Raw genomic sequence first — 1,176 nt, 5'->3', positions numbered from 1 at the left:
AAACGGGGTTGCAAATGAATAATTACACATATAAAGTGAATTTTAATTCAATAAGTGGCGTTCGCCAGGCGAGGATAAAATGTCCGATTTGTACAAGAAACACTTTCTGAAATTGCTCGACTTTACCCCTGCACAGTTCACTTCTCTGCTGACTCTTGCCGCACAGCTCAAAGCCGATAAAAAAAAGGGCAAGGAAGTACAAAAGCTTACCGGTAAAAACATCGCGCTCATCTTCGAAAAAGACTCGACCCGTACACGATGCTCTTTCGAAGTTGCCGCATTTGACCAGGGCGCACGCGTCACTTATTTAGGGCCGAGCGGCAGCCAGATTGGGCATAAAGAGTCAATTAAGGACACCGCACGGGTGCTCGGGCGGATGTACGACGGCATTCAGTATCGCGGCCACGGCCAGGACGTGGTCGAAACGCTGGCGCAATATGCGGGCGTGCCGGTGTGGAACGGCCTGACCAACGAGTTCCACCCGACGCAGCTGCTGGCGGACCTGCTGACCATGCAGGAGCACCTGCCGGGCAAAGCGTTTAACGAGATGACGCTGGTCTACGCGGGCGATGCGCGCAACAACATGGGCAACTCGATGCTGGAAGCGGCGGCGCTGACCGGGCTGGATCTGCGCCTGGTGGCACCGAAAGCCTGCTGGCCGGAAGAGAGCCTGGTAGCGGAGTGCAGCGCGCTGGCAGAGAAGCACGGCGGCAAAATCACCCTGACGGAAGACGTGGCGGCCGGCGTGAAGGGCGCGGACTTTATCTATACCGACGTGTGGGTGTCGATGGGCGAAGCCAAAGAGAAGTGGGCGGAGCGGATTGCGCTGCTGCGCGGGTATCAGGTGAACGCGGAGATGATGGCGCTGACCGGCAACCCGAACGTCAAGTTCCTGCACTGTCTGCCGGCGTTCCATGACGACCAAACTACGCTCGGCAAGCAGATGGCGAAAGAGTTTGATCTGCACGGCGGGATGGAGGTGACGGACGAGGTGTTTGAGTCGGCGGCGAGCATCGTGTTCGACCAGGCGGAAAACCGGATGCATACGATTAAGGCGGTGATGGTGGCGACGCTTGGGGAGTGATCCTCTCTCCCACATTTTTATTCGGTGCGCTCTTCTTGCCGGGTGACGCTGCGCTTACCCGGCCTACAAAACCCGTAGGCCCGTGCAAGCGA

Annotated in this window: 2 protein-coding genes; both read left to right on the top strand. The window is 57.5% G+C overall.

What is annotated here, in order from left to right; genetic code table 11:
* Nucleotides 1–14 precede the first annotated feature (14 nt).
* Entirely contained in the window at nucleotides 15–110 is a 96-nt protein-coding gene (argL, locus tag L977_RS24875) for a putative translational regulatory protein ArgL (RefSeq protein ID WP_213014371.1), read from the top strand.
* Nucleotides 80–1,084, top strand: coding sequence for an ornithine carbamoyltransferase (gene argF, locus L977_RS02400; RefSeq protein WP_047624598.1), 1,005 nt, complete (start codon nucleotides 80–82; stop codon nucleotides 1,082–1,084). Before argL ends, argF begins: the two co-directional genes overlap by 31 nt.
* The last annotated feature ends 92 nt before the right edge of the window (nucleotides 1,085–1,176 follow it).

Source organism: Enterobacter sp. ZOR0014 (assembly GCF_000798855.1).
Classification (GTDB): domain Bacteria; phylum Pseudomonadota; class Gammaproteobacteria; order Enterobacterales; family Enterobacteriaceae; genus Enterobacter; species Enterobacter kobei.
This window is presented reverse-complemented; position numbering and strand designations above follow the sequence as displayed.

Coding starts and splice junctions, on each gene's coding strand:
- argL (WP_213014371.1), top strand. CDS start 15: ATGAATAATTACACATATAAAGTGAATTTTAATTCAATAAGTGGCGTT.
- argF (WP_047624598.1), top strand. CDS start 80: ATGTCCGATTTGTACAAGAAACACTTTCTGAAATTGCTCGACTTTACC.